We start from the raw sequence: 24,627 nt of genomic DNA, 5'->3' as shown, positions 1-24,627 counted from the left end.
ACGCAATGGGACAGCTGGCAGAGAAGACGGCACTGGTGACCGGGGCCTCACGCGGGATCGGGCGGGCGGTCGCCGAACGTCTCGCCGCCGACGGGGCCATCGTCGCCGTCCACTACGGAAAGGACGCGGCAGCTGCACAGGAGACGGTCGAGCGGATCGAACGGGTCGGCGGGCGTGCGTTCCCGATCGGCGCGGACCTGGCGGAGGCGGGGCCTGTCGACGCGTTGTTCACCGAGTTGGAGGCCGGTCTGGCCGGGCGGCGCCTGGACATCCTGGTCAACAACGCCGCGGCCGCCCCGGCCGGGCCGATCGAGACCGACACGGCCGAGCGGTTCGACCGGCTCTTCGCGGTGAACGTCAAGGCGCCGTACTTCATCATTCAGCGCGCGCTCCCACTGCTGGCCGATGGCGGGCGCATCATCAGCGTCTCCTCGGCCGTCACCCGGATCGCCAACCCCGCGCAGACCTCCTTCGCCATGACAAAGGGCGCGGTGGAGACCATGAGTCGCACCCTCGCCCTGGCGCTGGGCGACCGCGGCATCACCGTGAACGTGGTCGCACCGGGCGCGACCATGACCGAGGCGAACACGTCGCTGTTCCCCCCTGAGGCGGCGGCGTTCCTCGCCGGGCAGGCCGCGCTGGGGCGGGTCGGCCGGGCCGAGGACGTCGCCGACGTGGTGGCACTCGTCGCCTCCGACGATGCCCGCTGGGTGACCGGCCAGGTGCTGGACGCCAGCGGCGGGCTCCATCTCGGGGCTCGGGTAGCGCTGGCCACGTCAGCCGCATAGGCGATCAGATAATCTGATTGCATGAAGGTGATGACTGCCACTGAGGCCTCACGAAGCTTCGCAGCGGTTCTCGATGAGGCTGAGCATGGCGAGACCATCATGGTCACTCGCGGTGGGAAGCGGATCGCGGTGATCGGTCCTGCTCCCACGGCGCCTGGTCGTATGGTCAAGGCGTTTCTCGCCAGGAGCGCGGGAACGCTGGACGCTGATTTCGAGGCCGATGTCGTGGCGGCTCGGGAGACGGTCGATGACGAGATGAGGGGCACGTGGCCCGACGCCTGATCCTGGACACGGGTGTGCTCATCGCCGCGGAGCGTGGCAAGGCGTCTGTGGACGAAGTCATCGGTGACGCTGACGATGTGGCCATCGCCGCGATTACTGTGGCGGAGTTGCTCGTCGGGGTGGAGCTGGCCGACGACGTACGCCGTCCCGCCCGGCAGGCGTTCGTGGATGAGGTCCTGGCGTTGATCCCAGTTGAGGAGTACACCACGGACGTCGCCAGGGTGCATGCTCGCCTTCTGGCGCATGTCCGGCGGGAGGGGAAGGCGAGGGGAGCGTATGACCTGCTGATCGCCGCCACCGCCGCGACCACGGCGAGAACCATCGTCACGATGGACTCGTCGGCCGCTTTCGATGATCTTCCCGGCGTGCGGGCGCAAGTCGTTCCCCGCTGATCGCTGACGGCAACGTCCATGGCCGCGGTCGTACGCGAGGCAGTGTAGGCATCCTCCATGCGATCCGTGCGGCGAGCTATATGAGTTGCGTACCCATCGCGCCATCGCTGTACGCTCTGCCCTATCCCGCCGACCCCCAACGAACGGAAACCCTCCGTGGCGAAGCTGAACCAGATCCTCGCCGTAGAGAAGGGCGTGAAGGCCAGCACGCAGCGCGCGGTGTCCGACGCCTATCACGCCATTCAGAAGGCGCCGCTCCTGTCGGGCCTGTCGCGCACTTATCAGCCGATCGACGACGAGGGCGAGCAGTTGCCGCCGGAGTCGACGCGCGTCCAGGTGAAGACCGAGGCGATCATCGCCGACGTCGCGAAGGCGCTGACGCGACTGTTCGACGTGACCGCGACCAAGGACTGGACCAACGCCACCGCCAAGGCGGACGTCGTGGTCGACGGCGAGACCCTCATTTCCGGCGCCCCGGTCACGTACCTGCTGTTCCTGGAGAAGCAGCTCGTCGACCTGCACACGTTCGTGTCGAAGTTGCCGACGCTCGACCCGGCCGAGACGTGGTCGTTCGACGACAACGCCGAGACATGGCGCACCGAACCGGTCAAGACGACCCGCACCAAGAAGGTTCCGCGTAACCACGTGCTCGCCGAGGCGACGGACAAGCACCCCGCCCAGGTTCAGGTGTTCACCGAGGACATCGTGGTTGGCTACTGGACGAAGACCGCTTTCTCCGGAGCCCTGCCGGCCAAGCGCGTCAACGAACTGCTGTCCCGCGTGCAGAAGCTGCAGGACGCCGTCAAGTACGCCCGCGAAGAGGCCAACGCGACCGCCGTCGATGAGCAGGAGGTCGGCGACGCCGTGTTCGGGTATCTGTTCGCCTGACCCAATGACTCCCCGTTGAGCGCGGGGTGCGCGTAAGCGCAAAGCTGAAGCTCAAGCTGAAGCTGACGAACGGCTCAAGTGGAGGTTCGAGTCCTCCCCGGGGTACGCGCCTCGGTGGCCCAAATGGTAGAGGCGGCCGATCAAACTCAGATTCTCGCTCTAGCCTCAGCATCGCCGTCGAGCGCCAGATCAACCGAGGATGGACTGTGATTGTTGAGATGCCGGTTCGAATCCGGCTCGGGGCTCTTCGTGCCCCGATGGCTCAATGGCAGAGCGCACGTCGTCAGGACTGATCCATTCTCTTAAACGCCGCTGGCGCCACACGTGGCGGCACACATCAGGCCCCCCGGCTTGGGTAGTCCGGGGGGCCGCTGCCATTCAAGGGCGCGGTCGTCACGGCGCGCCGGACGGTCTCGCGGAGCAGGGTACGGCGCTGCTCATGCAGCTCCGGCGGCTCCTGGGCAGTCGCGGCGTAGACGTTGCTGACGGGCGACCACGCCATGGACATCGCGATGACCAGGGCCATCACGTCGAAGGGGTCACCCGGTCTCACGATGCCCGCGGCCTGCGCCTCGGCGATGGCGCGCAGCTTGTGGTCGTCGAGGCGGTCGGCCTCCTCGACGAGGTGGCCGGCGGGACGTCGTTCCAGGCGGGCCCAGGTGGCCAGCCGGATGAGGTCGGGGCGGCGGAGATATTCGTCGTAGAGGCGTACGGCCCAGTCCGCGAGGTCGGTGGCGTCGATCGGGACGACGTTCACGATCCGCTCCAGCGAATCGGCGAAGATGGCGTCGAACAGCCCTTCCTTGCTGCCGAAGTAGGCATAGAGCTGCGCCTTGTTGGTGCGGGCGGCGGCCACGATCCGCTCGATGCGCGCCCCGGCGATCCCGTATTCGGCGAACTCCTGAGTCGCTACGTCGAGCATGCGACTGCGGGTCGCCGCGCCACGGGAGGTCATGGGCTGATCGGCCATGCCGTCCACTCTATCAAACAGAACAGTCGGTTTGTTTTGTGGCCGACGGCCGGTTAGCCTGCGATAGACCGAACAGTCTGTTTACGAAGGAGTGGGCGTATGAGGAGCACAATGGGATGGCAGGCGGACGGTTCCGCGACACTGCGGCGGGTCTCACTTGAACGGCGCGACCTGCGGCCCGACGACATCGCGGTACGCGTCGACTACTGCGGTGTCTGCCACTCCGATCTGCATGCCGTCAGTGCTCATCCCGGCGACACGAGCGTCCCTCTTGTGCCGGGCCACGAGTTCACGGGGTTGGTGACCGAGGTCGGGCCCGAAGTCACCCGGTTCGGCGTCGGTGACCCGGTCGCGGTCGGAAACATCGTCGACTCGTGTGGCGTGTGCGCCATGTGCCGGGCCGATCAGGAGAACTTCTGCCATGAGTTCCCGACCCTGACCTACGGTGGCACCGACCGCCGCGACGGGTCCACCACACTGGGCGGCTACTCCCGCGAATACGTCGTCCGCGACCATTTCGCCTACCCCCTGCCCGCCGGCCTCGACCCCGCCGCCGCGGCCCCTCTGCTCTGCGCCGGGGTCACCGTCTGGGAGCCGCTGCACACAATCGGCGTGGGACCGGGTGCCCGCGTCGCCGTGGCGGGACTTGGCGGCCTGGGCCATCTCGCGGTAAAACTCGCCGTGGCGCTCGGTGCCGACACCACGGTCATCAGCCGGTCGGCGGACAAAATCGACGACGCCCGTCGCCTGGGCGCCCATGGCCTCATCGACTCCACGGATCCGGGACAGATGGCCGCGGCCCGGGACCGGTTCGACGTCGTCATCGACACCATCTCCGCCCCCCACGACCTCGGCCCGTACCTGCGGCTGGTCGCCATGGACGGGACGCTCAGCCACCTCGGGCACCTCGGACCGGTCACCGTACAGACCACCGATCTGCTCGTCGGACGTAAGAGGCTCAGCTCCGCGGGCAGCGGCGGGCGGCCCGCGACCGCCGCCATGCTGGCGTTCTGCGCCGAGCGCGGTATCACCGCCGACATCGAGCTGCTTCCCTCGGCACGCGTGAACGAAGCCCTCAGCCGTCTCCAGCGCAACGACGTCCGCTACCGGTTCGTGCTCGACATGTCTGACCTGTCCTGAACAGGACGTCTCAATCGGTCAAGTCTTCGGTGGACTTCTGGGCCGGCTTGCAGCGCACCGCCGCGGTGTCGCCGCGCAGAGTGCACCACCCGGCCGCGTACGGGAGGAGCAGCGTGTCTCCGGCCTTGACCGGGACCGGAGCGGCATGTTCGGTCGTGAGGCTCCCGGCGCCATCGGTGACCGCGACGATCGAGTACGCCGGCTCCAGCACGCTGACGGGATCGGGACGCAGCCTCTCGGCGGCGAAGAACTCGTCGGCGAGCTCGGCGAAGAGGCGGCGGACCCCGGGCCGGGCGTCATCCGCCGCTTGGCGGGCGCGGCGTAGCTCGTTCAGCCGGTCCGCGCCCCAGCCGCTCCTGTCGACGCAGCCGAGCGCCTGGTCGTAGCCGAGGCCCAGGTGCCCGACGGCGGGGCCGTCGACGGCGAAGCCCTCCCATTCGAGCAGCACGGAGAAGTCGGTCGGCTCCTGTACCTCCACCATGAGGATCCCGGCCCCGATGGCGTGCGGCAGACCCGCGGGGCACACGATGGCGTCGCCGGCCCGCACCGGCACGCGGTTCGTGGCGTCGAGCATTTGATCGATTCGCTGGTCCGCGACCCAGCGGGCGAGTTCGTCCGGCTCGACATCCCTGGCGAAGCCGAGATGCACCGCCGCCTCCGGCTCGGCCGAGACGATCACCCATGCCTCGGTCTTCCCGTACGGCGAGGCCAGGTGGTCGGCGGCGAATCGCCGATCGGGGTGCACGTGCAGTGGTAGCCGTTCCCCCGCGTCCAGCAGTTTCACCAGGATCGCGGGGTCGGCGCCGTGTTCCGCGAGGTGTTGTTCGCCCAGCCACCACACGGGATCGCCGGCGATCGCCTCGGCGAGTGACCGGCCGTCGGGCAGCGTGGTCAGTCCAGCGGGCGCCGCTCCGTGCCGGCTGGTGGTCGAGGCGACCCAATCCTCCGGGTAGTAGGGATCATCGGCGGACGGAATCCCGCGGAACCGGCCGATACGCCCGGCACCCCGGTAGAACGAGCGCGGAGTGTTCGCGGGCAGAAGGAAGCTGGGCATGCATGTGCTCCGAGGTCAGGCGTTCCATGATCGGTACCATTCGCTGGGTAGTTCCTTGACCACTACGTCGAGTGGCCGGGCCGGTGTGAAGGGGCGCCCATACCGCCGCGTCACCTCGTTGAGCTCCTCGAGTCGCGCCCTGGCCGCCGCGGTGGCTTCCTCGCGGGCGGCGGGGTCGTGGGTGGACACGGCGTCGCGCCAGATCGACCGGCCGGCGAGGTAGCCGGCGGCGCCGGCCTGGCAGGCGATCTCGACCTGCGTCTTGAAGTCGGCATATTCCACCCCGGCGGACAGGATGACCCACGGTACGCTCACCATCGAGTCCAGCTCCGCGCAGGCGGCGGCCGCCTGCGCGCGTCCTTCTTCCGTGTCGACGTAGCCGGGGAACTCCACCTTGAGCGTGTCGACGCCGAGCTTGTCGGCGGTCGCGGCGGAGGCGATGATGCCACGCACCCGGGCGGCCTTCCACTCGGCGGTGGTCGGGTCCTCGCCCGGCAGCGGATACCAGATCGGCTCGACCACCAGGGGCAGGCTGAGCTCGGCGCATTCGGCGACGAGGCCGGCCACGAGCTGCCGCTGCTGCTCGGCGACGACTCGACCGCCGTCGGGGCGGTAGAACCACAGCAACTTGCACATGTCGGCGCCGGTCATCTTGATCTGGGTGGCGCTCCAGTTCGCGCGCAGCCGGGTACGGCGCGGTCCGTCCGCGTGCCGGTAGTCCTCGTCCTCGATGCTCGACATCAGCCCGACTGTGCCGGGCACCGCGCCGGAGGCCACGAGGTGGCCGAGGGCGTACAACGGGTCGAGCAGCACGGCCGAGATCGACGGGGCCACGGCGCGGACCACCGCGTCCTTCGCGGCGACGACATCGGCGAAGGTGACGCTCGCCGGGTCGGGCGCGAGCAGTTCGGCGAAGTCGGACAGGTGGTCGAGGGCGCAGATGAGGAAGTAACCATCGGCGCTGGTGACGCGCTGCAGACCACGGATCTTGCCAGGATCGATGATCGAGTTCACTGGGTGTCTCCAGGTGTTACTTGAACGTAGGGCTCAAGCGGTGGCCTGCTTCGGCTCGCCCGCTCATCGTGCGGGCGGTCGGAGAGCAGCACGCCGGCGACGAACGTGTCGTCGAGCCCGATCGTGGTGGGCCCGGATGGGCCAGGTACGGCATCGGCCCGCCTGACGGGAACCACAGCAGGCCGGCAGCGGCGTCGTGGCCGCTGCGGCGCCAAGTCGCGATGCGGCGCGCCGCCCGAGGGACCGAGGACTGCTGGCTGTCATCGCTTCTCCTAAGACGCAGGAGTCTGAACACAGTGGTCCGGGGGATGACGAGATTGCGGGTTCCTGCCGTATTCGCTAGGCAGACTTGCCTATATCTGCGATAATATGCTTGTTTTCGCGAATTGGTCAATGGTGAGGTCGCAGAAACCTGAAATTAACCGCAATAAGTCGCACCTCAGGAGTCGATCATGCAGGACACGGCACTGCCCGCCAAGCGTCGCGCCGAACTCGTGCGGCACGTCCGCGAACGCGGTCACGCCACCGTGGCCGAGCTGGCAGAACGTTTCGCCGTGTCGATGGACACCGTCCGTCGTGACCTCGACCACCTCGCGGAGCGGCAGTTGATCGCCCGCACTCACGGCGGCGCGATGCGCACGGACGAACTGGCCACGGCCGATACCCCGTTCGACAGTCGCGCGGCCGTGCACCACCAGGCCAAGCAGGCCATCGGCATCGCCGCGGCGCAGCTCATCTCCAGCGGCGAGACTCTGATCGTCAACGGCGGCACGACCACGCTCGAAGTGGTCCGGGCGCTCGCCGGCAAGCGTGACCTCACGGTGGTGACGAACAATCTGCGCCTGCCCCCCGAGATCCCGCAGGACGCCGTGCGCGACCTCTACGTCATCGGCGGCAGCTGCCGTATCTCGTCGAATGTCACCATCGGTCCGGTGACTTTCGCCGACACCCAGGGCATCAGCGCCGACACCGCGGTGATCGGCGTCGGCGGCATCTCGGCCAGTGGCGGGCTGTCCACCAGCAACCTGCAAGAGGCCCAGATGATGCGCCAGATGATCGACGCGGGCACGCGGGTCGTCGTCGTGGCCGACGCGTCGAAGTTCGGCAGGAGCGCTTTCGTGCACATCTGCGGCCTCGACCGGGTATCGATCCTGGTCACCGACGCGCCGCCGCCCGAGGACCTCGCCGTGGCGTTGAAGGACGCCGAGGTGGAGCTGGTCACCGTGGGATGAACGTCCTAGCTGCCCACGCTCTGGTAATGCCGGAGTTGGTGGCACCAGAAGCGATAGGCGAGGGTGAACAGGGCGATGCCCAGGAGCGGGCTGCCGTACGCCACGAAGGCGGGCACGTTCAGCGACGCCGCCTTGCCCAGCAGCACGCTCGCCGGTACGTACGCCACGAACGCGACCGGCAGCACGAACGTCAGCAACCACTGCGTAACCCCGCCGAACACACTCATCGGGTACGAGCCGAACTTGCTGAACACGTCATCCAGGAACCCGCGCAGAGCGGCGGTGTCCAGCATGCGCATCGACAGGGACGCCAGCGACAGGTGTACCGAGGCCTCCACCAGCGCGCCGCCTATGACGGCCAGCAGGCAGAGAGCCGCCATGGACGGGCTCCAGGCGGGGGCCGCCACCAGCAACAGGACCAGGCCGGTCAGCAGGTCGCCTACCTGGCCGACGCCCATGCGTTTGGTCATGATCTGGAGGAGCGGGTTGAGCGGGCGGAGCAGGACGCGGTCCAGTTCGCCCTCGCGGACCAGCCACTCCATGAAGATGAGGCTGCTCAGTGGCAGCATGCAGAGCGCGTGGGCGGTCAGGCGCAGGCCGTACAGGAAGGCGACCTCCCGTAGGGTCCAGCCGGCCATGGAGGGGAAGGTGTGCATGACGACCCACACGAAGGCGAAGCCGCTGCCCTGGTAGACCGCCCCGGTCGCGATGCCGATCAGCGCGTTGAGCCGATACCGCAGGGCGCCGCGCATGGTGGCACGCTGGAGTCGCCAGTACAGGCGCAGGGTGCGGGCGAGCTCAGCCACCGTTGATCACCACCCTGCGGTGGGCCCGCTGCCAGATCGCCCACAGCAGGACCGTGAGCCCGGCGACCCATGCGACCTCGGCGGCCAGCGCTTGCCGGACAGAGGCGCCCGACAGGTGGCCCACATAGACGGCCGCGGGCACGTAGCCCAGGTACTTGAACGGCAGCGCCTCGGCCAGGGTGCCCAGCGCGCCGGGGAAGAACGACAGCGGGACCAGCGTCCCGGCGAAGAACTGGCTGGTCAGCCGGTACAGCAGCGCGATCGCGCTGGTCTCCAGCGTCCAGAAGCCGATCAAGCAGATGAGCAGCGACAACTGCACCGAGATGGCGTAGCCGAGCAGCAGCGTCCCGGCGTAGGCGAGCGGCTGGCCGGTGGGGGTGATCGAGCCGACCAGCAGGACCACCGGGATGGCAGGTGCTAGCAGGAGGAGGCCGCCGGCGGTGTGCCCGGCCTGGAAGGCGGCCAGCTGCGGCAGGTAGCCGGTCGGCCGGGACAGGTCGAAGAACACCATGCCGGTACGGATCCTGAACAGGGCGATGTACGAGATGACCGGCGTGGTGGCGAACGCCTGGAGGTTGGCCAGGCTCAGGTAGGCCAGGAGCTGCGGGAGCGTCATGCCCTGGGCTTGCTGCTGCGCGCCGTACACCGAGGTCCAGACCATGCGCAGCAGGAAGACCTGCGCGATCAGCGTCAGCACGGTCATGATCACGCTGCTGCGGTACGCGAGCTGGAAGCGCAGGCCGATGCGGGCAGTCCCGATCAGCGGGCGGATCATCGCGCGCCCTCGACGTACAGCTGCTTGATCACGCCCTCCAGGTCGGGCTCCTGGATGGACAGGTCGCGGATGCTCTGTTCGGCGGCGACCTGGCCGATCAACTCGGGGACGGAGGCGCCGCCGGCGATGTCGAAGGTGCGGGTCTGGCCGTCGGCCAGGTGGATCGCCAGCCGCCGGGGCGGGGCGTAGGCGGTGACGAGCGCGTCGATGCCGCCGTCATAGAGCACCCGGCCCTTGTCGATCACGATGATGCGCTTGCACAGCGCCTCGACGTCGGCCAGGTCGTGGGTGGTCAGGACGACCGTGGTGCGCCCGGCCTGGTTGGTGTCGGAGATGAACTCGCGTACCGCCTGCTTGGCCAGGACGTCGAGGCCGACGGTCGGTTCGTCCAGATACAGGATGGGCGGGTCGTAGAGCATCGCGGCCGCCAGGTCGCCGCGCATCCGCTGGCCGAGGCTGAGCTGGCGGACCGGGGTGTCCAGGAAGTCGTCGAGGCCGAGCAGGTCGCGCATGCGGCGCAGCGAGGTGGTGTAACGGTCGGCGGGTACGTCGTACAGGTCGCCGACCAGGCGTAACGACTCGATCAGCGGCAGGTCCCACCAGAGCTGGCTGCGCTGGCCGAACACCACGCCGACGGATTTGGCGTTGGCCTTGCGGTCCCGCCAGGGCACCCGTCCGGCCACTTCGATCAGGCCGCTGGTGGGGGTGAGGATGCCGGTCAGCATTTTCACGGTGGTGGATTTGCCCGCGCCGTTGGGGCCGAGGTAGCCGACGACCTCGCCTTCGGGGATCTCGAAGCTGACGTCGTCGACGGCGATCCGCTCGTCGTACTGGCGGGTGAGGAGGGTACGCAGGGCGCCCATGGGGCCGGAGAAGGTTCGAGGCCGGCGGAAGACCTTCGTCAGTGACTCGACCTTGATCATGAAGACATCCTTCAGTGAAGGATGCGGTGTGGCAATTGATTTCCGGCCGAGAAACAGCTGAGGCCCCGCCAGTGTTCTGGCGGGGCCTCGGCCCTACGAGGTGCGTACCGGTGTGCGTGTCGCCTCTCGGCGAAAGGCACAACGCGGCTCCAGCCGAACGGTATTCCGCGAAGGCAATAGGTGAGGCCCGGGGACACTGGGCACACCGGCCACGAGTTATGTAACCGAAGTCAGCCGCCAGACATTCCCGTGACTGGGGCCAACAATTCGAGGGAGCGCAGCCAGGCTTTCCGGTCGGGGGCCATGGAGACGACGATCAGCTCGTCCGCCTGGGCCTGCTTGGCGAAGCGGTCGAGGTAGTCGCGCACCTCGGCGGCGGTTCCGACGCCGGAGTACTTGGCCATCTGCAGGAGCTGCTGCCCGGCCGGTGAGGCGAGGATGACGTCGGCCTCCTCCGGGGTGAACGTCTGGCCACGCCCGAGGAACCGAGTCACCCTGCTGCGCTTGGCGTCCAGGAACTGCGCCTCCGCCTCTTCCGTGGTGTCCGCCGCGACGACGTTGACTCCGGCGATGACGTACGGCTCCGCCAGCTGCCTGGACGGCTGGAACTCGCGCCGGTAGAGCGCGACGGCGTCCTCCAGCGCGGTCGGGGCGAAGTGGGAGGCGAAGGCGTACGGGAGGCCGAGCATGGCGGCGAGCTTGGCGCCGAACAGGGACGAGCCGAGGATGTAGAGCGGCACGTCAGTGCCCTTGCCCGGGGTCGCGTCGATGCCCGGGATGCGGGATTCGCCCGTCAGGTAGCCCTGGAGCTCCAGTACGTCCTGCGGGAAGTCGTCGGCGGAGGCCGGGTTGCGGCGCAGGGCGCGCATGGTCTGCTGGTCGCTGCCCGGCGCCCGGCCGAGGCCGAGGTCGATGCGCCCGGGGTGCAGGGTTTCGAGCGTGCCGAACTGCTCGGCGATGGTCAGCGGGGCGTGGTTGGGCAGCATGATGCCGCCGGCCCCGAGGCGAATCGTTTGGGTCTGTGAGGCTACGTGGGCTATGAGGACACTGGTCGCGGATGAGGCGATGGAGGGCATGTTGTGGTGCTCCGCGTACCAGATCCGCTGGTAGCCCCACTCCTCCGCGCGCTGGGCCATGGTCACGCTGGCGCGGAAGCTGTCGCCAGCCGTCTCTCCGTCGCCGATATGTGCAAGGTCAAGGATGGAGAGCGGGAAAGCCATGAACGGTGCAACCGCGGACGAGTCATGGTTATTTCGGCGACCGAACAGTTACCCCGGCGGCCAGTATTCCTCTCCCCGTGGCTAGGCGAACATGAGTCGGCACACACGGGGATCCAATTAGGGGGGATCACATTGCGCAGGGACGACGCGTTACCCAGCTATGAGCAGCTCTTCGGCGAACTCGACTTCTACGAGGGCGACGAGGCCCGGTCGGTCTACTCACCGGCCGCCTATCTCGTAGACCTGCTCCGGCTCCTGGAAGGCGTCTTCCGGGACCCCGACCTGCTGGCGCGGCGGCCCGATCTGGCCAGGATCCCGCTCGACGCCGAGCACACGTTCACCGAGTCGCCCTACCTCGACATCGTCAACGAGGTGCTGGAGACGGTCGTCGGGAGCGACCCGTACGAGACGCTGCGCGCGGCCCGCCACCCGTTCGGGATGCCGTTCTCCCTGCTGGCCGAGCAGTTCAAGATGTACCTGCGCCAGCTCAAGGTCGCGCCCGAGGAGTTCTACCGGCTCTTCGCCCCCGACGTGGATCCCGACGTGGTCGCGCGGCTGTGTCTCGCGCTCTCGGCCGAGGATGTCCAGGTCGTGACCGTACCGGTCACCTCTGAAGAGCAGCTCAGAGCCGACTACGGGCTCGGCGCGGAGGAGCCGCTCAGCGCGCTCGAGGACGTCGAGCGGTTCAGGCGGGCGACCGGGCTGACCACGGTCGAGGTACGCGAGCTGGTCTACCAGGGCGATGATCCGCAACGGCCGCCCGCCAAGTTCTTCGTCAATGGGGGAAATGAGGCCCCTACGGCCATAGACGGCCGGCGACTGGTCGGTGCCGGGTTCGTGTGGTTCGAGCGGGTCAACAGGTTCGTCCGGCTGGCCCGCAAGACCGGTCTGAGCATGACCGACCTCGACCGGGTGCTCACCACCTGCTGCGACAACCAGCTGGACGCGGCCGCGCTGCGCACCATCGCCGTGATCGTGTTCCTCCAGAAGGGCTACGAGCTGACCGTCGACGGGGTGTGCGGCCTGGCCGTGCCGATCGAACCGGCCGAGCTCGAGGATCTGCCCGAGGTGTCCGGGGACATCCTGGCAACACATAACAAGGAGTACCGTCGCCGTTTGGCACGTTCCATCGAGACGGCCGAGAACGACATCGTCGACATCGTCCTGCGCTACCGCGACAGGTACGCCGCGCTGGAGCCGAGCCCGTTCGACCGGGGAGAGATCGGGCTGTCCGCGATCGCGCTGCTGCAACGGGCCGGGCGGCTCGTCGCGGCGCTCGGCCTGTCCGTCGGCGAGCTGTTCGACCTGCTGGAGGTGCTGGAGAGCGATCCGTCGCTGCAGCGGTACACGACCTTCCCGATCCTCGGCGGTACGGAGCCGCGGACCCGCGACTGCTACCGGATCCTTGAGGGCTCGGACGTGGCGTCGAGCCTGTGGCTGGCGCAGACGCTGCTCGCCGTCGGGCGCTGGATGCAGGACGGCGGGTTCAGCGCACAGGAGCTGGCCGACATCCTCGGCGGGGGGACACCGGCCGACGACGACCAGGTGGCCGTGCTCGACGGGGTCAACCGGCGGTTCGAGTCGGTCGCGATGAGCCCCGAGCTGTTCGTGTCGCGCCGGTTCGGCGAACGGGCGTCCCAGGTGCTCCACGACGTCCTGACCGCCTACGACGACGGCGTGGTCTGCGCCCGGGACGAGCGCCTGCTCCGCCTCGACCGGACCAAGGCGCGGCAGGCGGCCTACGACGCCGTCACCGACCTCGGGCTGATCGTCAAGGAGGACTTCGTCGACCTGGGGCTGGACGAGCGGCTGACGGCGAAGATCTTCGCCAACCTGGTCTTCGCCGGCCGCCTTCAGAGTGACGGCGCGCTCGTCGCCGACGGGCTGCCGAAGACGGTGGCGGAGCTGCGGCTGGCGAGGGACTACGGCTCGTTCGCCGAGCCGCTGTTCAAGCTGATCAACAGTCTCGGCAACGGCACCGCGTCCTTCTTCCCCTCCGATCTGGCCTCCCTCGGCAACCTGCGGGAGGAGCAGCAGGCCGAGCTGTACGACAACCTCGTCTTCAACGGCTACCTCGACAGCGAGGGCGACGTCATCGACCCCGGCTTCTTCGCGGACGAGGCGAACGCCGGGCGGTTCATGGTCAACGCGGATCTCGACGACGTCGCGCCGGGCGTACTGGCCGAGCTGCTCGACCGGATCGACCGGTTCAGGCGGGAGCCGCTCACGCTCGACCCCGAGATCTTCGCCGAGCTGGGGGTGGACGAGGCGGCGCTGCTGGCCGGCCTGCGCTTCAACGGCTACCTCGACGAGGACGGCGGCTACCTCGACAAGGTCGCGCTGGCCGGGCTGCGGCTGGATGACTTCGGGCTGGCGCTGGAGTTCTATCCGCGCCGCCGGGCCATTCTCGACGCGATGAAGGAGCAGATCGCGGCGTTCCAGAAGGAGACGTACGCCTTCACGCCCGACGACTTCGTGGACGTCGCCGACGACGCGATCGCCCAGCGGGTGATCGACGCCCTCGAAGGCCCCTACCTCCGAGAGGGCCGGGTGCTCGACGAGAGCGTTGAGGTGGACCTGGGGGACGGGTTCCGGCCCGCCGAGCAGGTGATCGTCGCCGGCCGGATCGCGGAGGTCCTGAAGGACGAGCAGCCGTACCGGCTCGACCTTCAGGCGGTCACCGAGCTGGGCTTCGACGACGGGGAGCGGGCCGACCTGGTGAGCGTGCTCGTCGCGGCCGGGCATCTCGACGAGGCGCTGGCCGTGCCCGAGGACCGGCTCGACTACTTCCGCGCCGCGACCAACGCGCTCGACTTCACGGTGCCCGGCGTGGAGGACTACGCCAAGGAGCTGTTCTTCCTGCTGCACCCCGTGGCCAAGGAGCTCGCCGCAGCGCTGGACGAGATCACGGACACGCTGGAGCGGCGGGCCGAGCAGCAGCGGGCGGCGTTATGGTCGGTGCTCGCCGACGCGTTCGGCGTGCCCGCGGCGACCGTCGAGGCGATCTGCGGCGCGGTGACCGGCGGCGTCCAGGAGGCGCTCGACGTGCTGGCCGCGCCGGCCCTCATAGCGGCCGAGGAGAGCGGCGAGGTCACGGCCGTGCCGCCGGATCCGCACTTCCGGCAGGCCTACCGGCGGATCCGGCGCTTCGCGCTGCTCGCGGCCAAGCTCGGCCTGGACCCCACCGAGGTCACCGTGTCCTTCCAGGACCAGGACCTGGTCGGCAAGTACCCCGAGCCGCTGGCGCTCCCGCCGGGGCTCGACCGGTTCGACGCCGTGCTGGACAGCTCCGACGGCAACATCTACCTGTTCGGCGAGGGCGGCTACTGGACTTACGCGAAGGCCACGTACGCGCTGGCCGACCCGCGGCCGAAACAGCTCATCGAGCTGTCGACCCGGTTCACCGGAATGACCGGTGTGGACGCCGCGTTCGCGCACCCCGACGGCAGCGAGTGGATCATCGGCCACGGCGGCGACGGCGTCTCACACGCCTTCGTCAGGGAGCGCGGCGGCACCCGCTGGGCGGCGAAGGAGCAGGTCTGGGGCAAGGTCAGGAACAACTTCGACGACCCCCAGCGGATCGACAGCGCGTTCGTGGATGAAGACGGCAAGACCTACCTCTTCTCCGGCGACCAGTACATCCGCTACACCACCCCCGATTACACGGTGGTCGACGAGGGCTACCCGCGCGGCATCGACGAATGGTGGCAGGGGGAGGGCCACGACACCCCGCTGCCCAAGGCGTTCAAGAAGTCGGTCGACGCCTCCTTCCAGGACCGCGACGGCGGGATCCACCTCTTCACAGGACAGCGTTACCTAGCGGTAGGGGGCACGGAGGAGGCGATCGCCGACCGGTGGGGCCGGGTCCGCAACGTCTTCGACGGCGCCGAACGCGTGGACGCGGCCTACGCCGACGCGAGCGGCGTCCACCTCTTCGCCGGCAACCAGGTGATCCGCTACTCCGGCAGCATCGAGAACGACGGCGTTCGCGTGGACGACGGCTACCCGCGGCGCATCGAGTCGGACTATCCCGGCATCCCCGGGCAGTTCGAGTCGGGCGTCGAGGCGGCCTTGGCCGACTGGGACGGGGCCGTCCACCTGTTCAAGGACGGCCGGACGGCCAAGGGAGACGGCGCCGCCGTCCCGACGGCCGAGCGCTGGGGCGTGCAGGCCCCCGTACTGCCCAGCGGTACGGTCGACGCCGCGTTCACTGGGCTGGACGGGAAGACCTACCTGTTCAGCGGCGGGAGATACCTCAGATACTCCGGCGCCGACTACTCCGTCGTGGACCTCGGTTACCCGCGCGCGATCTCCGCCGACTGGGGCGGGCTGCGCGAGGTGGGCGCCTCGTTCGTCATGGACGGCAAGACGTACCTGTTCGGCGCGGGCGGCGAGCTCTTCGACGTGCCGCTGGAGCAGGAGAACGAGCTGAACGCCGGCCGCCTGTCGCCCGCGCTGCGGCGGCGGTTCATGGAGCACGGACTGACCTTCGCGGAAGGCGTGAGTGTCAGTGGCACGACCACCGACTGGCATGTCGTCACCGAGCAGCGGATCGACGTCACCCTCGTCCGCGAGGCCAAGCGGATCCGGGTGCAGGCCGACGCGGGCCACTTCTACGTCCGCTACTCGACCAGGGACTACGCCACGCCGGACGTCGGCTACCCCAAGCCGGTCGCCGACAACTGGTGGAATCTGCCCGCCGCGCTGGCGGACGACCCCGCCTTCACCACGATCGACGCGGTCTTCAGCGCCGGGGACGGTCAGACGTACCTTTTCTCGGGCGAGCGTTTCGTGGTCTTCGACCACCGGCACCGCTGGTGGTCCGAGCCCCGCACGCTGCGGGAGCACTGGGACAGCATCCCCTTCACCAGGGTCGACGCCGCCTTCATCGGCAAGGACGGCCGGACGTACGTGTTCTCGGGCGACCAGTACGCCCGCTACTCCACCCGCGACTACACCAGGGTCGACGACCGCTATCCCGCGAGTGTCCCGGCGTTCTGGGGCAACGTGATCAGCAACCTGGCCAGGACCGGGCGGGTCGACGCCACGCTGGTCATGGACGCGACGGAGCTGGTCGAGGGCGTCGAGGTGACGCGTACGTACACGTACCTGTTCTCCGGGAACCAGTACGTGCGCTACGAGGGGTACGACTACACCACCGTGCAGGAGGGTTACCCGCGTGCCCTCGCGGACCTGCACCGGGAGCCGCGGCTGGGCAACCTGAGCGTCACGCTCGACGGGGTGGACGCGGCCTTCGCCGATCGGCGCAACGTCTACCTGTTCAGAGGGGCGCGGTGCCACGTCGTCTCCAGCGAGCTGTACCGGAGCTACGACGATCTCGCGCCGGTGAGCTGCGCCTTCGTGGAGGACGGCGCGGTGCTGGTCGAGGGGCCGCACGGGTGGCGGCGGCTGTCGGCGATCGAGGGGACGACCGTCTCGGCGACGCCGGTCCGGCCGCGGACGCTGCGCCCGGTGCCGGAGGAGTTCAGGACCGGCCTGGACGCCGTCCTGGAGGGCGCCGACGGCACCACGTACCTGTTCAAGGGGCCGAACTGCTTCAACACCCGGCTGAACCGGGCGTACCCGCTCACGGAGGAGTGGGGCCGACCCCGTAACACGATTTATCAGGACAACGCGGTGGATGCGGCGTTCACCGGGGTGGACGGGAAGACCTACCTGTTCAGCGGCGATCAGTTCGTCACCTACACCGGCACCAGCGACACGATCGACGGGGACCCGCTGCCCATCGCCGACCACTGGGCCGGGCTGACCGGGGTGGCGCTCGCCTACGTGCGCGACGGCAGGACCTACGTCTTCGAGCACCCGGACGACGACGGCATGCTGCGCTACCTCCTCTATTCGGGGGAGGACTACCGGCAGCCCGACGACGGCTACCCCATGGTCACGGACGCCGGCTTCTGGGAGGTTCCCGGCGAAGAGAGCGCCGCGGTGCCCGACGCGGTGCTGTTCGAGGGCGGCACCATGCTCCTGCTGTACGGCGAGCGGTGCGTCCAGTTCGACGAGGCGACCGGGCGGTGGTCCTACCCGCGGCCGACCGAGCGGATCTGGCGGGACTTCGGCCGCGGCCTGGAGCCGGGCGACGCCCTCAGGACCGCGTTCACCGCGCCCGACGGCGCGACGTACTTCTTCTTCCGGGAGAGCTACGCCCGCTACGCCGACCACGCCTTCTCGCCGCTCGCCCCGATCCGCGAGCGGTGGGGCCGCGCGCTGCACCCCTTCACCACGGTCGACGCCGCCTGCGTGTACGGGGGCCAGACCACGTTCCTGTTCTCGGGCGATCAGTACGTCCGCTACACCAACGTTGATTACCGCTACGTGGACCCCGGCTACCCGAAGAAGATCATCGGGAACCTGCGTCAGGAGGAGGCGTTCGCCCGCCTGCCCGAGGCGTTCGAGGACGCGGTGACGGACCGGCCGCTGGACGCGGTGCTCGCCAACCGGCGCAACCTGTACCTGTTCGTGGGCGGCGCCTGCCACGTCGTCTCCGTGACGGCCGAGGCCGACTACGACCTCGGGCTGCTCGGCGGCGTGCGCAACACGCTCGTGGAGCGGCAGAAGGTCGACGCGGCGCTGGTCAGGGGCCCGCACACGTTCCTGTTCTCCGGTGACCAGTACGTCCGCTACACCAACACGGATTATCGCTACGTGGACGACGGCTACCCGCGCACGATCGACGGCTCGCTCAGCCAGGACCTGGACCTGCCGAACCTGCCCGACGCGTTCGCCGACGGGCTCGACGCTGCCTTCCGGGGGCTCGACGGCGGGACATACCTGTTCAAGGGCCCCCGATACCTGCGTGCCGACCGGGCCGAGCCGGATCAGCCGGTCAACAGCCTGTGGGGCAAGGTGCGCAACGCGTTCGCCGACGGGCCGGGCATCGAGGCCGCCTTCGCCGCGCCGACTGGCGAGCTGTACGCCTTCAAGCAGGGGCAGTACATCCGATACCAGCCCAACGACCTCGAATACGTCGCCACCGGCTATCCCCGGACCGTCAAAGACGACTGGGGCGACCTGCCTGCCGCCTTCGAGGAGACGGGGCCCGACGGCGCCTTCGTCTTCGAGGGCCGGACGTACCTGCTCAGGGACGACGAGTACGTCCGTTACTCGGGCGCCTACGACACCGTGGACCGTACCTTCCCGCAGCCGATCAAGCACCGGTGGTCGGACAGCGCCGACTACCGGCTGAGCGATCTGCACACCATCGTCAGGTTCGTCGAACTGGCCCGGTCGCGTCCCGACGGCCTGGCCGCGTTCCTGCTGAACGGACCGGCGGCCGTCGAGGATCCGTACCGCTACCTGGCGGACCTGTTCGGCTGGGACGCCGACGAGCTGCGGTGGGCCAAGCGCAACGCCGCCCTGCTGACGCCCGGCACGCCGGAGGAGGACCGCTTCGAGATCGAGTTCGTGCTGAAGCTGGTCGACGTGTTCGCGGTCGCCGACAAGTTCGACGCGGGGCCGTCGACGATCTACACCGACGTCTGGTCCCGCGTCTTCGGCGCGACCCCGGCCCCCGAGGCCGCCAACACCGCCCTGTCCGGCCTGCTCGAACGGACGTGCGGTCCAGCGGACTGGGTCACCCTGTCGGGCCAGATCCACGACGAGCTGAACCTGCTCAAGCGCGACGCCCTCGCCCCGTCGGCGATCATCCGGCTGGACGGCTTCAGGTCCACCCGCGACCTGTACGAGAAGTTCCTGATAGACGCGGACATGGGTGGCGCCGGCCGGACCTCGCGCGTCAGGGAGGCCATCGCGGCCACCCAGCTCTTCGTGCACCGCTACCTCCTCGACCTGGAGGAGGTAGCGCTCCCGCCGGGCCGCGACGAGGACGAGGTCAGACGGCGGCTGAAGACCTGGTGGGGCTGGCTGAAGAACTACCGGCTCTGGGAGGCCAACAGGAAGGTCTTCCTCTATCCCGAGAACTACCTGCGCCCCGAGCTGCGCTCCGACAAGACGCCCGCGTTCCAGGCGTTGGAGAGCGACCTGCTGCAGGGCGAGATCACACCGGAGACCGTACAACGGGTCTACAAGAGGTATCTGGACGAGTACACGGAGGTCTCCCGGCTGGCCATCGCCGGCGGGTACGTCTACCCCGAGGACGGGGCCGACGAGGGCACCCGGCGCCTGGTCCTGTTCGGCCGGACGCGGACCGAGCCGCGCCGCTACTACTACCGGGGCGCGGAGTTCAGGGACGGCGTGAACCTCTCCGCCACCTGGGAGCCGTGGCTCAAGGTGGACGTCCAGATCGACGCCGACCGGGTCTACCCCGTGCACGCCTTCGGCCGCGTGTTCGTGTTCTGGACGGTCGTGGAGACGGTCCCGGTCGTGGTCACGTCCGACACGACCATCGATGCCACGAGGACCGGCGACACCCAGAACGTCAAGACCCCGCCGCCGATGTACCGCGTCAAGATCTACTACTCCTTCCTCAACCTGAACGGGGAATGGGGTGCCGCGCAGTTGCTGGCCGCCGACGGCGCCCAGGCGAAGCAGATCACCGGCGTCCGGCTCTATGTGCAGGCGTCGAGGACCGTCCCCGGCGGGCCGGACGGCCTGCACGACTCGATCATCGTCACCTGCTCCGACGCCGCCGGGGTCAGGTCGGCGTTCGCGCTCACGCCCGAGCTGTACGCGGTCAACGCCGAAGGCGTGGCGGAGCCCCCGCGCGCCATCCGGCTGGACAAGATCTTCGCCGAGCCCGACACCAGCCCCGTGGACGAGCCCGGTGCCGTCCGGTTCAACATGCCGGCCGGGACCCTGGACCGGCCGTGGCTGAGCGTCGACCACAAGGGCGGCAGCTTCCTGTGCCGACCGGTCACCGCGCCGAGTGGGGCGGAGCCGCTGCTCCCGCTGGGGAGCAACCCGGACGGGCTGCCGAAGTGGAAGCGGATCGACGCCGCGTTCGAGCTGCCCGACGGCAGACGATGCTTCTTCGACAACGCGGGCAAGCGCTTCAAGCTCGGCACCGAGAAGCTGGCCTCCATCAAGGAGCGGTGGGGGATCGTCGGCACCGGCCTGCTCAGGTCCGGCGTCGTCGACGCCGTGCTGGTGCGAGGCGGACACATCTACGTCTTCTCCGGCGCCGAGTACTACCGCTATTCGGGCCCACCGTTCGGGGCGCCCGACACCGGATACCCGAAGCCGCTCAACACCAACCCCGACAATCTGCCGCATTGGACCAAGGTGGATGCCGCGTTCACGCTCGACGGCACGGAGTACTTCCTCTCCTTCGCGGCGAAGCGGTATGTCGACTCCACGAACCCGACCGAACTGAAGCCGATCAGCTCTCGCTGGGAGCTGCCCAAGGACTTCGTGGCGGGCTCGGCCCTCGCCCACCGCGACCGCGTCTACTTCTTCGCGGGTGACACCTACATCCGCTTCAGCGGCAAGACGCCCGACGACGGCCCGCAGCCGTTGAGCGAGAACACCGAGGGCCTGCCCCAGAGCGGTCCTGTAGACGCGGCGTTCTCCTACGACGACGGCCCCTACTTCTTCGACAACACGGCGGGCACCTACCTCACCCCGGACGGCCGGACCTCCCCGACCAGGGAGCTGGGCCGCATACCCACGGCCATAGGCACGACCGAGGCCGTCGACGCCGCGTACGTGGACGGCGACAAGCTCTACCTGACCAGCGGCCTGGAGCTGGTCCGCTACACGCTCCCCAAGGACGGAACCGTCCCCGACTACGTCGACGACGGCTACCCCAAGCAGCTGAAGAGCCAGGTCAAGGCCGTGATCCAGCGCAACCGGCAGCGCTACGTGCTCGGCACGAGCGAGTACGCGCTCCTGGAGGCGGGGCAGGAGCCGACGGGACAGCTGGCGTACCGGCCGGTCGCCGGCAACTGGGGCGGCCTGCCCGAAGGCTTCCAAACCGAGTTCACCGGCGTGCTCGACGGCGCCAAGCTCTACCTGTTCCTCGGCGCCGACTACGTCGTCTACTCCTCGGAGCCGACGGCCCAGCGGCCGTACGAGTTCGCCGGGCTGCCGCACGAGATCGTCCGGCTGACGTCGAGCACGGCCTACCGGCTGAACAAGGAGCTGCTGACCGGCGGCGTCGCGGCGCTGCTGGCCCCCGAGACGCAGGAGACCGACGAGCTGCCCGCCTTCAGCTTCGACGACTCCGACGCGACCACGATCAAGGTACGGCCGCAGGTGGCCGGGACGCCGTCCAGCTCGCACCTCGACTTCCAGAGCGCCAACGGCATCTACTACTGGGAGATCTTCTTCCACGCCCCGCTGCTCATCGCGCAGGCGCTGAACAACGCCCAGCGCTTCGAGGACGCGCGGATCTGGTACGAGTACGTCTTCGACCCGACGGAGCGGGTGAGGTACTGGCGGTTCCTGCCGTTCCTGGCGGTCGACCTGCGAGCGCTGGTCGACAGCTGCCGCGCCGACCTGGCCGGGCTGGGCCTCGACGGCTCGGACGTCGCGACCGCACTCGAACCGATCCTTGCCCGGCTGGCGACGCTGGCCCCGGCGTTCGAGCAGGCCGGCGAGCTCTCCCAGGAGGACAAGGACTTCCTGGCCGGCCTCGCGGGCACCGAGCTTAAGGACATGGGGCTGAAGGACATCGAGACCACGCTGAAGGCCCTGCCGGGGACGTCCGGCCTGCGGGAGCGGATCGCAATGATCGCCTGGCTCCGGCGGCAGTACGACCTCATGGGCGACCGTGGGAAGTTGATCAAGGCGTACATGGACGATCCGTTCGACCCGCACGCGATCGCCGAGCTGCGCCCGTCCGCCTACCGCCGGGCCGTGGTGATGGCCTACATCGACAACCTGCTCGACTGGGGTGACCTACTCTTCCGCCAGTACACGGCCGAGAGCGTCGACGAGGCCAGGATGCTCTACATCTTCGCCTACGACCTGCTGGGGGAGCGGCCGGACGTCCTCGGCCCGCGCCCGCTGTCGGCCGCGCTGACTTACGAGGACCTCCGGTACCTCCCGCTGGCGGAGCTGGACGAGCTGGACGACGAGCTGAAGGCGCTGACCGCCGGGGGAGCGCTGCTGGAGGGACCCGGGGAGGTGCACAGGAGCGTCGCGAGCCCGTACTTCTACGTGCCCGAGAACAGCGTCTTCTTTGAGTACTGGTCCCGCGTCGAGGACCGGCTGCGCAAGATCCGGCAGTCGCTCGACATCATGGGCGTCAGCCGGCCGCTGCCGCTGTTCGAGCCGCCCGCCGATGTCATGGCGCTGGTCAAGGGCGCCGCGTCCGGTGCCTCGCTCGACCAGCTCACGCAGGGGATGGCGGCTCCGGTGCCGTACTACCGGTTCGCCTTCGTCTTCAGGAAGGCCCAGGACCTCGCCGACAAGGTACGGCAGTTCGGCAACGACCTGCTCAACGTGCTGGAGCGGCGCGACGTGGAGGAGCTCGCCCTGCTGCAGAACCGGCAGGAGGGCACGATCCTCGCCCTGACGCGCGGCATCAAGGAGGCGCAGATCAAGGTCGCCGAGGAGAACCTGGCCGAGCTGGAGGCGAGCAGGGACGGGGCGACGGCGCGGGTCCAGCACTACGAGAAGCTGATCGCCGACGGGCTCTCCGCGCTCCAGGTCGAGCAGCTGGCCCGGATGAAGAGCGGCTCCGACGCGCACTTCGTCGCGGGCGGCCTGAAGATCGCCGCCTCGATCGCCCTGGGCGTGCCGCAGGCACTGCTCGGCCCGTTCATCTTCGGAACGGGCTTCGGCGGCGAGCAGGTCGGCAACGCCCTCGACAAGGTGGCCGACGTCTCCTCCACGCTGGCCGAGGGATACAGCACCCTCGGCGAGCTGATCGGCGTGCGGTCGGAGCAGGAGCGCACGGCGCAGGACTGGGATCTCCAGCTCAACATGGCCAAGAGCGACGTGACCCAGCTCGGCCACCAGCTGACCAGCGCCCAGCACCAGCTGACGATCGCCCAGCGCGAGCTCGCCGTCGTCACGCAGGACATCGCCAACCAGGAGGCGGTGGCCGCGTTCATGAAGGACAAGTTCGCGGGCGCCGAGCTCTACCACTGGATGGCCGGGCGGATGTCCGGGCTGTACTTCCAGACCTACAACCTGGCGTACGAGATGGCGCGGTCCGCCGAGCGGGCCTACCAGTTCGAGCGGGGCGAGAGCAACGGCGACGGCGGCTACATCCAGCCGAGGTACTGGGAGAGCCGGCGCAACGGTCTGCTGGCCGGCGACAGCCTCGGCTTCGACCTGGAACGGCTGGGCAAGGCGTACGTCGACACCGACAGCCGCGGGATGGAGATCACCAAGAAGGTCTCGCTGCTGGGCCTGGACCCGCTCGCCCTGCTGGCCCTGCGTGGCGAGAGGCGCTGCGAGTTCGCGCTGACTGAGGCGCTGTTCGACCGGGACTTCCCCGGGCACTTCCGGCGCCGGATCCGGACGCTGTCGGTCTCCTTCCTGGGTGCGGACGGGCCGCTCGGCGTCTACGCGACGCTGACGCAGCTCGACAGCAAGACCGTCCTGGCGGCCGACCCGAAGGCGGTCAAGTTCCTGCTCGATCTGAAGGGCGCGCCGCCCGACACGCTGCGCCCGGACTGGCGCTCCGGCCAGCAGATCGCGCTGTCGGACATCGAGGAGTACAAGGAGAACAACGGGCTGTTCGAGCTGCGCCTGGACGACGACCGTTACCTGCCGTTCGAGGGCACGGGGGCGGTCTCGCGGTGGCGGCTGCAGCTGTCTGGCCCGGCTCCGGCCGGTCTGAGCGACGTGGTCGTGACCGTCAAGTACAGCGCGGACCAGGGCGGGGAGGTATTCGCCAACGCGGTCAAGGGCATGCTCAAGCCGTACGCGTCGGCCCGCTACTTCGACGTGGCGAGCGAGTTCCCCGACGAGTGGGCGCAGTTCCAGGAGGGCGAGGACGACCAGCTCGTCCTGCCGTTCACGCCGGCGCTGTTCCCCGCCATGAGCGGGCGCCAGATCACCGGCGTCTATCCCAGGTACGAGCTGGCCGGGCGCGGTTCGGTGCGCTTCCTGCTCAACGGCGACAAGAGGCTCGCGCTCGCTGACGGCAAGCTCCTGCGCACCCCCGGTCTCAGCGTCGGCGGGAACCCGTGGGTGCTGGTCCTGGAGGGTGACAAGGCGGCTCTCACCAACCTCGGCCTGGTGCTCACGTACCGGGCGAGCGTTCAGTAG

14 protein-coding genes and 1 tRNA gene are annotated in these 24,627 nt (G+C 69.0%); 8 read left to right on the top strand and 7 right to left on the bottom strand.

All coding sequences use genetic code 11. The annotated features are described in order from the left end of the window. Positions 1 to 5 precede the first annotated feature (5 nt). From ACIBO2_RS17650 to ACIBO2_RS17630, 5 genes are all read left to right on the top strand, one after another. Positions 6 to 788 carry an SDR family oxidoreductase gene (locus ACIBO2_RS17650; RefSeq protein ID WP_397297891.1) on the top strand — a complete coding sequence of 261 codons (783 nt, stop codon included), beginning with the start codon at positions 6 to 8 and terminating at the stop codon, positions 786 to 788. Between the two features lie 21 nt (positions 789 to 809). Further along, positions 810 to 1,070 (top strand): type II toxin-antitoxin system Phd/YefM family antitoxin, encoded by a 261-nt coding sequence (locus ACIBO2_RS17645; RefSeq protein ID WP_397297889.1) that lies wholly within the window; start codon positions 810 to 812, stop codon positions 1,068 to 1,070. Beyond that, positions 1,055 to 1,462, top strand: coding sequence for a PIN domain-containing protein (locus tag ACIBO2_RS17640; RefSeq protein ID WP_358533684.1), 408 nt, complete (start codon positions 1,055 to 1,057; stop codon positions 1,460 to 1,462). The genes ACIBO2_RS17645 and ACIBO2_RS17640 overlap by 16 nt, the downstream gene beginning before the upstream one ends. Positions 1,463 to 1,618: 156 nt before the next feature. Next, positions 1,619 to 2,350, top strand: coding sequence for a hypothetical protein (locus ACIBO2_RS17635; protein ID WP_357938699.1), 732 nt, complete (start codon positions 1,619 to 1,621; stop codon positions 2,348 to 2,350). A 108-nt stretch (positions 2,351 to 2,458) separates the two neighbouring features. Next, positions 2,459 to 2,595: transfer RNA gene (locus ACIBO2_RS17630), tRNA-OTHER, on the top strand. Positions 2,596 to 2,687: 92 nt separating this feature from the next. Here ACIBO2_RS17630 and ACIBO2_RS17625 read toward each other — a convergent pair. Further along, positions 2,688 to 3,320, bottom strand: coding sequence for a TetR family transcriptional regulator (locus ACIBO2_RS17625; protein ID WP_358533680.1), 633 nt, complete (start codon positions 3,318 to 3,320; stop codon positions 2,688 to 2,690). Positions 3,321 to 3,419: 99 nt separating this feature from the next. On the opposite strand from ACIBO2_RS17625, the gene ACIBO2_RS17620 reads away from it, so the two are divergent. Next, positions 3,420 to 4,460, top strand: a complete 1,041-nt coding sequence (locus ACIBO2_RS17620) for an NAD(P)-dependent alcohol dehydrogenase (protein WP_397297886.1) — start codon at positions 3,420 to 3,422, stop codon at positions 4,458 to 4,460. 10 nt (positions 4,461 to 4,470) lie between these two features. Here ACIBO2_RS17620 and ACIBO2_RS17615 read toward each other — a convergent pair whose 3' ends face one another. Both ACIBO2_RS17615 and ACIBO2_RS17610 read right to left on the bottom strand, forming a co-directional pair. Then, positions 4,471 to 5,514: a class I mannose-6-phosphate isomerase gene (locus ACIBO2_RS17615; RefSeq protein ID WP_397297884.1), complete on the bottom strand. Its 1,044-nt coding sequence runs from the start codon at positions 5,512 to 5,514 to the stop codon at positions 4,471 to 4,473. A gap of 15 nt (positions 5,515 to 5,529) precedes the next feature. After that, a complete protein-coding gene (locus ACIBO2_RS17610; RefSeq protein ID WP_358533674.1) occupies positions 5,530 to 6,528 on the bottom strand; it encodes a tagatose 1,6-diphosphate aldolase in 999 nt (332 codons plus the stop codon). 452 nt (positions 6,529 to 6,980) lie between these two features. Here ACIBO2_RS17610 and ACIBO2_RS17605 point away from each other — a divergent pair, with 452 nt between their 5' ends. Beyond that, positions 6,981 to 7,760 carry a DeoR/GlpR family DNA-binding transcription regulator gene (locus tag ACIBO2_RS17605; protein WP_358533672.1) on the top strand — a complete coding sequence of 260 codons (780 nt, stop codon included), beginning with the start codon at positions 6,981 to 6,983 and terminating at the stop codon, positions 7,758 to 7,760. A gap of 5 nt (positions 7,761 to 7,765) precedes the next feature. On the opposite strand, the gene ACIBO2_RS17600 is transcribed toward ACIBO2_RS17605, so the two are convergent. The 4 genes from ACIBO2_RS17600 to ACIBO2_RS17585 all read right to left on the bottom strand — a co-directional run bounded on the left by ACIBO2_RS17600 (position 7,766) and on the right by ACIBO2_RS17585 (position 11,484). Further along, positions 7,766 to 8,566, bottom strand: coding sequence for an ABC-2 family transporter protein (locus ACIBO2_RS17600; RefSeq protein WP_358533670.1), 801 nt, complete (start codon positions 8,564 to 8,566; stop codon positions 7,766 to 7,768). After that, complete coding sequence (locus ACIBO2_RS17595) at positions 8,559 to 9,341, bottom strand: ABC-2 family transporter protein (RefSeq protein ID WP_358533668.1); 783 nt, start codon at positions 9,339 to 9,341, stop codon at positions 8,559 to 8,561. The genes ACIBO2_RS17600 and ACIBO2_RS17595 overlap by 8 nt, the downstream gene beginning before the upstream one ends. Next, a complete protein-coding gene (locus tag ACIBO2_RS17590) occupies positions 9,338 to 10,264 on the bottom strand; it encodes an ATP-binding cassette domain-containing protein (protein ID WP_397297881.1) in 927 nt (308 codons plus the stop codon). Before ACIBO2_RS17590 ends, ACIBO2_RS17595 begins: the two co-directional genes overlap by 4 nt. Positions 10,265 to 10,494: 230 nt before the next feature. Next, a complete protein-coding gene (locus ACIBO2_RS17585) occupies positions 10,495 to 11,484 on the bottom strand; it encodes an LLM class flavin-dependent oxidoreductase (RefSeq protein ID WP_358533664.1) in 990 nt (329 codons plus the stop codon). A gap of 132 nt (positions 11,485 to 11,616) precedes the next feature. Between ACIBO2_RS17585 and ACIBO2_RS17580 the strand changes: the two genes are divergently transcribed. Then, positions 11,617 to 24,627 carry a hemopexin repeat-containing protein gene (locus ACIBO2_RS17580; protein ID WP_397297879.1) on the top strand — a complete coding sequence of 4,337 codons (13,011 nt, stop codon included), beginning with the start codon at positions 11,617 to 11,619 and terminating at the stop codon, positions 24,625 to 24,627.

Origin of the sequence: Nonomuraea sp. NPDC050022 (assembly GCF_044460705.1) — a bacterium.
Classification (GTDB): Bacteria; Actinomycetota; Actinomycetes; order Streptosporangiales; family Streptosporangiaceae; genus Nonomuraea.
The sequence above is the reverse complement of the archived record's forward strand: the minus strand, read 5'-3'. Positions and strand labels throughout refer to the sequence as shown.